Genomic DNA, 7478 nt, shown 5'->3' with positions numbered 1-7478 from the left:
AGGACCCGCGGCCGCCGCGGTTCGCGCAGCTCGTCGGCCTGCTCGTGACGGGCGTCGGTGTGCTGCTCGGCGCGCTGGGCGTCGCCGTCGCCGTGCCGGTCGCGGCCGCCGTCGCGCTCGTCGCGGCGTTCCTCAACGCGGCGTTCGGCCTGTGCCTCGGCTGCGAGCTCTACCTGCTCGGCCTGCGCCTCCGCCGCGCCTGAGCGTGGACGAGGGTCAGTAGACGAGGGCCTGGGCCTGGGGGGCCAGGGTCTCCTCGACGAACACCGCGGCGCCCGCGACGCGGATGCCCGGGATGACGTCGTCCTCGGTGATCTCGCGCCGGGCCGCGCACTGCGTGCAGACCGTCACCGCGCCGCCCTCGAGGATCACCTCCAGGAGGTCCGCGAGGGGCGTCGCGTGCGGCAGGTCGAGGTCGTCCGCGCGGCCCGGGAGAGCGAACCACGCCGACTCGCCGGTCAGCCACAGGGAGACGTCCGCACCGGCCGCGACGGCCGCTGCGGCGACGGTGAACGCCTGGTTCGTCGCCTCCGGACGCTCGAGGCCGGACGTGGTCTTGATCACGAGGGGTCGCACACCGCTGCTCACCGGAACAGCGTAGGCGTGCCGCGTCGTTAGGATTCGGTGCATGACTGCGCTCGAGGGAGTCTTCATCGGCCTGCTCGTCGCGGCGACCCTGGCGATCGCGTGGGTCGCCGGGCTCGTCGTCTGGAAGCTGTTCAAGAGCCAGAGCTGATCCGTCGAGAGGCCTGACATGGCGTTCGTCCTGCCCGAGGGGCTGGCCCCCGAGGTGTACCCGCTCGCGTGGCTCGTGGGCACCTGGACCGGCGAGGGGGTCGTCGGCTACCCCGGGATCGAGGAGACCGCCTTCACGCAGGAGGTCGTGATCGACCACGACGGCGGCCCGTACCTCTCGTACACGTCCACGATCCGGCTCGTCGTCGCGCCGGACGACGCCGCGTCGCTCGACGCGGACGCCGGCACCGTCGCGTCGGACGGACCCGGTCCCGTGTGGTCGACCGAGTCCGGGTACTGGCGTGTCCCGCCCGAGCGTCCGGACGGGCTCGGAGCGGACCAGCACCCCGTCGAGCTGCTCGTGTCCGACCCGTCGGGCCACGTCGCCGTCTACGTCGGCGAGGTCGGCAAGGGCCGCATCGACCTGGTGAGCGACCTGATCGCCCGCACCGCGACGGGTGCCGAGGTGACCGCGGGCAAGCGTCTGTACGGGCTGGTCCAGGGCGACCTCATGTGGGCGCACGACCTTGCGGCCTTCGGCCAGCCGATGCAGTCGTACGCCTCCGCGCGGCTCAGCCGCGCCGACGCGAGCGAGGGCTGACGCCATGACCGCCGACGCCGTCGAGCAGACCGCGCACGGCGAGGCCGTGCGGCACACGAGCCCGCTGCTGCAGCGGCGCGGGGCCGTCGCGGGGTCCGGTCCCGACGCCGGCGTCGCGTGGCACTACGGCGACCCGACGGCCGAGCAGCGTGCGCTCACGCGCGGCGGCGCGGTCGTCGACCAGTCGAACCTCGGCGTCGTGCGCGTCGCCGGGCCCGACCGGCTGAGCTGGCTGAACTCCATCACGTCGCAGGAGGTCGCGGCGCTGCCGCCGCGCACGTCGACCGAGCTGCTCGTGCTGTCGCCGCAGGGGCACGTCGAGCACGCCGCGGCCGTCGTCGACGACGGTGAGGCGACCTGGCTGGTCACCGAGACGCCCGTCGCGCTCGCGGCGTGGCTGAACCGGATGAAGTTCATGCTGCGCGTCGAGATCGACGACGTCACCGACGACTGGGCGGCGATCGGCGAGCCGGTCGACGCGGAGGGTGCCGAGGGCGAGCCCGTCACGTGGCGCGACCCGTGGCCCACCACCGCCCCGGGCGGCACGCGGTACGGCCCCTCCGACGAGGAGCACCCGGGCGCGGACCGCGCGTGGCGGCTCGTGCTCGTCCCGGCGGTGGTGGCGGCGGCGGTCGTGGCGGCTTCGGCGGTCGTCCCGGTGGCGGCGGTGGTGCGCCCGGCGGCGGCGGTGGTTTCGCCGGTCGTCCCGGCGGCGGCGGCGGTCGTCCCGGTGGTGCCGGTCGCGGCTCCACGCAGGGTGCGTTCGGTCGCGCCGGCGGTCGTCCCGTCCGCGGGCGGAAGTCGAAGCGTGCGAAGCGCCAGGAGTTCGAGGCGATGCAGGCCCCGTCGCTCGGTGGCGTCAGCGTCCCGCGCGGCAACGGCTCGACCGTCATCCGCCTGCGGCACGGGTCGTCCCTGAACGACTTCGCCGACAAGATCGACGCCAACCCGGCGGCGCTCGTCACGGTGCTGTTCCACCTCGGTGAGATGGCGACCGCGACGCAGTCGCTCGACGAGGACACGTTCGGCGCGCTCGCCCAGGAGCTGGGCTACGTCATCGAGATGGTGTCGGCCGAGGAGGAGGACCGCGAGCTGCTCGGGGCCTTCGACATCGACCTGGACGCCGAGCTCGAGGCCGAGGGCGACGACGACCTGCAGGCGCGTCCGCCGGTCGTGACCGTCATGGGTCACGTCGACCACGGCAAGACCAAGCTCCTCGACGCCATCCGGTCCACGGACGTCGTCGCGGGTGAGGCCGGCGGCATCACCCAGCACATCGGTGCCTACCAGGTCACCAAGGAGCACGAGGGCAACGAGCGGGCCATCACGTTCATCGACACCCCGGGTCACGAGGCGTTCACCGCCATGCGTGCCCGTGGTGCGCAGGTCACGGACATCGCGATCCTCGTGGTCGCGGCCGACGACGGCGTGATGCCCCAGACGATCGAGGCGCTCAACCACGCGCAGGCCGCCAACGTGCCGATCGTGGTCGCGGTGAACAAGGTGGACAAGGAGGGGGCCAACCCCGCCAAGATCCGCCAGCAGCTCACCGAGTACAACCTCGTGGCCGAGGAGTACGGCGGCGACACGATGTTCGTCGACGTCTCCGCGAAGCAGAACCTGGGCATCGACCAGCTGCTCGAGGCCGTCCTCCTGACGGCCGACGCGGCGCTCGACCTGCGGGCCAACCCCGACAAGGACGCGCGCGGTGTCGCCATCGAGGCGAACCTCGACAAGGGCCGCGGTGCCGTCGCGACGGTGCTGGTCCAGTCCGGCACGCTGCGCGTCGGCGACGCGATCGTCGCGGGCACGGCCCACGGCCGCGTCCGGGCGATGTTCGACGAGCACGGCAACACCGTCGTCGAGGCGGGCCCGGCCCGTCCGGTCCAGGTCCTCGGCCTGGCGTCGGTGCCGAGCGCCGGTGACACACTGCTCGTCGCTCCCGAGGAGCGCACGGCACGTCAGATCGCCGAGAAGCGCGAGGCCGCCGAGCGCGCCGCCCTCCTGGCCAAGCGCCGCAAGCGCATCAGCCTCGAGGACTTCACGCAGGCGCTCGCGCAGGGCAAGGTCGAGACCCTCAACCTGGTCCTCAAGGGCGACGTGTCGGGTGCCGTCGAGGCGCTCGAGGACGCGCTGCTCAAGATCGACGTCGGCGAGGAGGTCGACCTGCGCGTCATCCACCGCGGTGTGGGTGCCATCACGCAGAACGACGTCAACCTGGCGACGGTCGACAACGCGATCATCATCGGCTTCAACGTGAAGTTCGCGGAGCGCGTCGAGGACCTGGCCGACCGCGAGGGCGTCGACGTGCGCTTCTACTCGGTCATCTACCAGGCGATCGACGACGTCGAGGCGGCCCTCAAGGGCATGCTCAAGCCGGAGTACGAGGAGGTCCAGCTGGGCTCCGCGGAGATCCGCGAGGTCTTCCGCTCCTCCAAGTTCGGCAACATCGCCGGTTCCATCGTGCGCTCGGGCCTCATCCGCCGGAACACGAAGGCCCGCGTGCTGCGCGGCGGCAAGGTCATCGGGGACAACCTCACGATCGAGTCGCTCAAGCGGTTCAAGGACGACGCCACCGAGGTCCGCGAGGGCTTCGAGTGCGGTATCGGTCTGGGGTCGTTCAACGACCTGCAGGTCGAGGACGTCATCGAGACGTGGGAGATGCGCGAGAAGCCGCGCGTCTGATCGTCCGTAGCGGCCGGGCTCGGTGCGTCCTCGTGCGAGGCTTCTAGCTGGTTGGGCTGAGAGAAAGGACGTGTCATGGCTGACACTGGACGGGCCAGGAAGCTGGCGGAGCGGATCCAGCAGGTCGTCGCGCAGATGCTCGACACGCGCATCAAGGACCCGCGCCTCGGGTTCGTCACCGTCACGGACGTCCGCGTGACCGGGGACCTGCAGCACGCCGACGTCTTCTACACGGTGTACGGCGACGACGAGGCGCGCGACGGCAGCGCGAAGGCGCTCGAGAGCGCGAAGGGCGTCATCCGGTCGGAGGTCGGCAAGCAGACCGGCATCCGGCTGACCCCGACGCTCGCGTTCCACCTGGACGCGGTGCCGGAGACCGCGGCGCACCTCGACGCGGCGCTGGTCGAGGCCGCACGGCGGGACGCCGAGGTCGCGGCGCTCGCCGCGCAGGCGTCGTACGCGGGGGAGGCGGACCCGTACCGCCGTCCCGGCGACGAGGACGAGGACGCCCAGGCCTGACGAGCGGCGTCCTCGGGTGAGGACGACCGCGCGGCCCGACGACGGGCGCCACCTGGACGACGACGAGCCCCCGACCGGTGCGGAACCGGTCGGGGGCTCGTCACGTCCCGGGTGGTGTCAGTGCGCGGCGACGCCGGTGACGCCCCGGCCGGTGGAGCGGGGCATCGCGAGCGCGATGACCGCCCCGACGCCGACGATCGCGGCGGCGACGAGCATCGCGGGCTGCAGCCCGGCGGTGTAGCCCGCGGGGGTGAGCGTCCCGTCGGCGGCCTGGAAGACGGCGACGAGGACCGCGACGCCGAGCGCGCCGCCGAGCTCGCGGATGGTCGCGTTGACGGAGCTCGCGGTGCCGTGGTCGTCGGCGCCCATGTCGGCGAGCACCGCGGTCGCGCTGGGGGCGAACGTCAGGCCCATGCCGACGCCGGCGAGGACGAGGCCCGGCACGAGGTCGGCGTAGACGACGTCGCCGCCGACGAGCAGCCCCTGCCAGGCCAGGCCCGCGGCCTGCAGCGCGAGGCCCGCCGTGAGGAGCGGGCGGACGCCGACGCGCGGCGCGAGCATCCCGGCGAGCGGTGCGACCAGCATGGGCGCGGCCGTCCAGGGCAGGGTGCGCAGACCCGCCTCGAGCGGCGAGTAGCCGAGGCCGACCTGCAGGTACTGCGAGAGCAGGAAGACGATCCCGAAGACGCCGACGGAGAAGAGCAGGGCGGTCGCGTTGGCGACGCTGAACGAGCGGACGCGGAACAGGCGCAGCGGGACCAGCGGGTGGTCCGTGCGGGACTCGCGGCGCAGGAACGCGACGAGCAGGACGGCGCCGAGGACGAGCCCGCCGACGACCCGGGCGGAGCCCCAGCCGTCGTCGTTGCCGCGGATGATCGCCCACACGGTCGACAGCACGCCGCCGCCGGCGGGGAGCAGCCCGGGCACGTCGAGCGGCTGGCGGCGGCCGTGCGACTCGGGCAGCGCCCAGCGCACGAGCGGGATCGCCACGATCGCGACGGGCACGTTGATCCAGAAGATCGCCTGCCACGCGATGCCGTCGACGACGGCGCCGCCGATGACGGGTCCGAGCGCGACACCGAGGCCGGAGACGGCGCCCCAGATGCCGATGGCCATCGCCCGGCGCGCCGCGGGGACGGACCCGGCGAGCAGCGTGAGCGACAGCGGCATGACCGCGGCCGCACCGGCGCCCTGGACGGCGCGCGCGGCGATGAGCGTGCCGGCGTCGGTCGCGAGCGCGGAGGCGATGGACGCGAGGGCGAAGACCGCGATGCCGGTGACGAAGACCCGGCGGCGGCCGAGCCGGTCGCCGAGCGTCGCGGCGGCGATCATGAGGCTCGCGAACGACAGCGTGTAGGCGTTGACCATCCACTGCAGCTGCTCGAGCGACGCGGACAGCTCGACCTGCAGGACGGGGAGCGCGGTGGTCATGACGAGGTTGTCGAGCGTGGCCATGAACATCGGCAGCGACGCCGCGACGAGCGCGACGCCGACCGGGACGGCGCGGCTGCCGCGACGTCCGGCGGGCCGGTCGGTCCGGCTCGGGGCGGGGCTCGCGCTCGGGGGAGGTGCGGTGGCGGTGGAGGTCACGTCGACTCCTCGGGCTTGTTGGCATTGAGTGATTACTAACAAGAGCGAACGTAGGCATCGGCTGATAACCTGTCAAGGTGCCGTCCACGACCGACCAGACCAGCGCCCCGCAGCGCATGACCGGCGCGGAGCGACGCGAGCAGATCCTCGTCGCCGCCCGCCGCGTCTTCGCCGAGGGCGGGTACGCCGCCTCGACCGACGAGGTCGCGCGCGCGGCCGGGGTGTCGCAGCCCTACGTCGTGCGGCTCTTCGGCTCGAAGCGCGAGCTCTTCCTCGAGGCCTACCGCCAGGCGAGCGCGGAGGTGCTCGCTGCGCTCGCGGGCGTCCCCGCGGGGCCGGAGGCGGGCAAGATGATGGGCGACGCGTACGTCGGTCTGCTCGACGACCGGGACCTGCTCCGCCTGCTCATGCACGGCTTCATCGCGGGTGCCGACGACGAGGTCGGGCGCGTCGCGCGGCACACGCTCGGCGAGGCCTTCCGGCTGTTCCGCGAGCGCTCGGGCGCGACCGAGGACGAGGCGCGTGTCTTCGTCGCGCAGGGCATGCTCATCAACGTGCTCCTGGCCGTCGACGCGCACCGGCACCAGGGCGAGGACGACGGCATGGACGGGCTCGTCCTGTGCACGCTCGACGGCATCGCCCGCCTCTCGTGAACCGTCCGACCCCCGCCGGCCCGCGACGTCCGACCGCCGCCGACGGCCTCGTCGTCGTCGACAAGCCGCAGGGCTGGACCAGCCACGACGTCGTCGCGCGCACCCGTCGCCTCGCGGCGACGCGCAAGGTCGGGCACGCCGGCACGCTCGACCCGATGGCCACGGGCGTGCTCGTGCTCGGCATCGGACGCGCGACGAGGCTCCTCACCTATGTCGTCGGCGCGGACAAGGAGTACACCGCGACGGTCCGGCTCGGCGTCGCGACGACGACCGACGACGCCGAGGGTGAGGTCGTGGCGGCGCGGGACGCGTCCGGGGTGACGGACGCGGCGCTCGGCGCGGCGGTCGCGGCGCTCACGGGCCCGATCCAGCAGGTGCCCAGCTCGGTGTCGGCGATCAAGGTCGCCGGTGAGCGTGCGTACGCGCGTGTCCGGGCGGGGGAGCGGGTCGAGCTCGCCGCCCGGCCCGTGACCGTGTCGCGCTTCGACGTGCACGACCGCCGGGTGGTCGTGGTCGACGGGGTGCCCGCGCTCGACGTCGACGTCACGGTCGTGTGCTCGTCGGGCACGTACGTGCGCGCGCTCGCGCGTGACGTGGGCGTGGCGCTGGGCGTCGGCGGGCACCTCACGGCGCTGCGCCGCACGCGAGTCGGGGGCTTCGGCCTGGACGTCGCCCGCACGCTCGACGAGCTCGCC

The 7478-nt window shown here is 73.5% G+C and carries 9 protein-coding genes; 7 read left to right on the top strand and 2 right to left on the bottom strand.

The window, feature by feature from the left end; all coding sequences use genetic code 11:
- The coding region (locus HGA02_RS06670) for a DUF4395 family protein (protein WP_168678371.1) at positions 1-203 on the top strand (203 nt) is incomplete at its 5' end.
- Positions 204-216: 13 nt separating this feature from the next.
- Here HGA02_RS06670 and HGA02_RS06665 read toward each other — a convergent pair.
- The gene (locus tag HGA02_RS06665) at positions 217-588 is read right to left on the bottom strand and encodes a DsrE family protein (RefSeq protein ID WP_343035331.1); all 372 of its coding nucleotides are present in this window, start codon (positions 586-588) and stop codon (positions 217-219) included.
- Positions 589-754: 166 nt separating this feature from the next.
- On the opposite strand from HGA02_RS06665, the gene HGA02_RS06660 reads away from it, so the two are divergent.
- The 4 genes from HGA02_RS06660 (at position 755) to rbfA (ending at position 4540) form a co-directional block, all read left to right on the top strand.
- Positions 755-1336, top strand: coding sequence for a heme-binding beta-barrel domain-containing protein (locus HGA02_RS06660; RefSeq protein WP_168678369.1), 582 nt, complete (start codon positions 755-757; stop codon positions 1334-1336).
- A 4-nt stretch (positions 1337-1340) separates the two neighbouring features.
- The gene (locus tag HGA02_RS06655) at positions 1341-2255 is read left to right on the top strand and encodes a YgfZ/GcvT domain-containing protein (protein ID WP_425483035.1); all 915 of its coding nucleotides are present in this window, start codon (positions 1341-1343) and stop codon (positions 2253-2255) included.
- Positions 2171-4021 carry a translation initiation factor IF-2 gene (infB, locus tag HGA02_RS06650; RefSeq protein WP_246247507.1) on the top strand — a complete coding sequence of 617 codons (1851 nt, stop codon included), beginning with the start codon at positions 2171-2173 and terminating at the stop codon, positions 4019-4021. Before HGA02_RS06655 ends, infB begins: the two co-directional genes overlap by 85 nt.
- Before the next feature lie 75 nt (positions 4022-4096).
- Entirely contained in the window at positions 4097-4540 is a 444-nt protein-coding gene (rbfA, locus tag HGA02_RS06645) for a 30S ribosome-binding factor RbfA (RefSeq protein ID WP_168678367.1), read from the top strand.
- Between the two features lie 117 nt (positions 4541-4657).
- On the opposite strand, the gene HGA02_RS06640 is transcribed toward rbfA, so the two are convergent.
- Positions 4658-6130, bottom strand: coding sequence for a DHA2 family efflux MFS transporter permease subunit (locus HGA02_RS06640; protein WP_168678366.1), 1473 nt, complete (start codon positions 6128-6130; stop codon positions 4658-4660).
- 77 nt (positions 6131-6207) lie between these two features.
- Between HGA02_RS06640 and HGA02_RS06635 the strand changes: the two genes are divergently transcribed.
- Together HGA02_RS06635 and truB are read left to right on the top strand one after the other, a co-directional pair.
- Positions 6208-6783: a TetR/AcrR family transcriptional regulator gene (locus HGA02_RS06635; RefSeq protein ID WP_343035329.1), complete on the top strand. Its 576-nt coding sequence runs from the start codon at positions 6208-6210 to the stop codon at positions 6781-6783.
- Positions 6780-7478: tRNA pseudouridine(55) synthase TruB (gene truB / locus HGA02_RS06630; protein WP_168678365.1), on the top strand; the 699-nt coding region annotated here is incomplete at its 3' end. The genes HGA02_RS06635 and truB, both read left to right, overlap by 4 nt.

It is taken from the genome of Cellulomonas septica (assembly GCF_012396155.1).
GTDB lineage: Bacteria > Actinomycetota > Actinomycetes > Actinomycetales > Cellulomonadaceae > Cellulomonas > Cellulomonas septica.
This window is presented reverse-complemented; position numbering and strand designations above follow the sequence as displayed.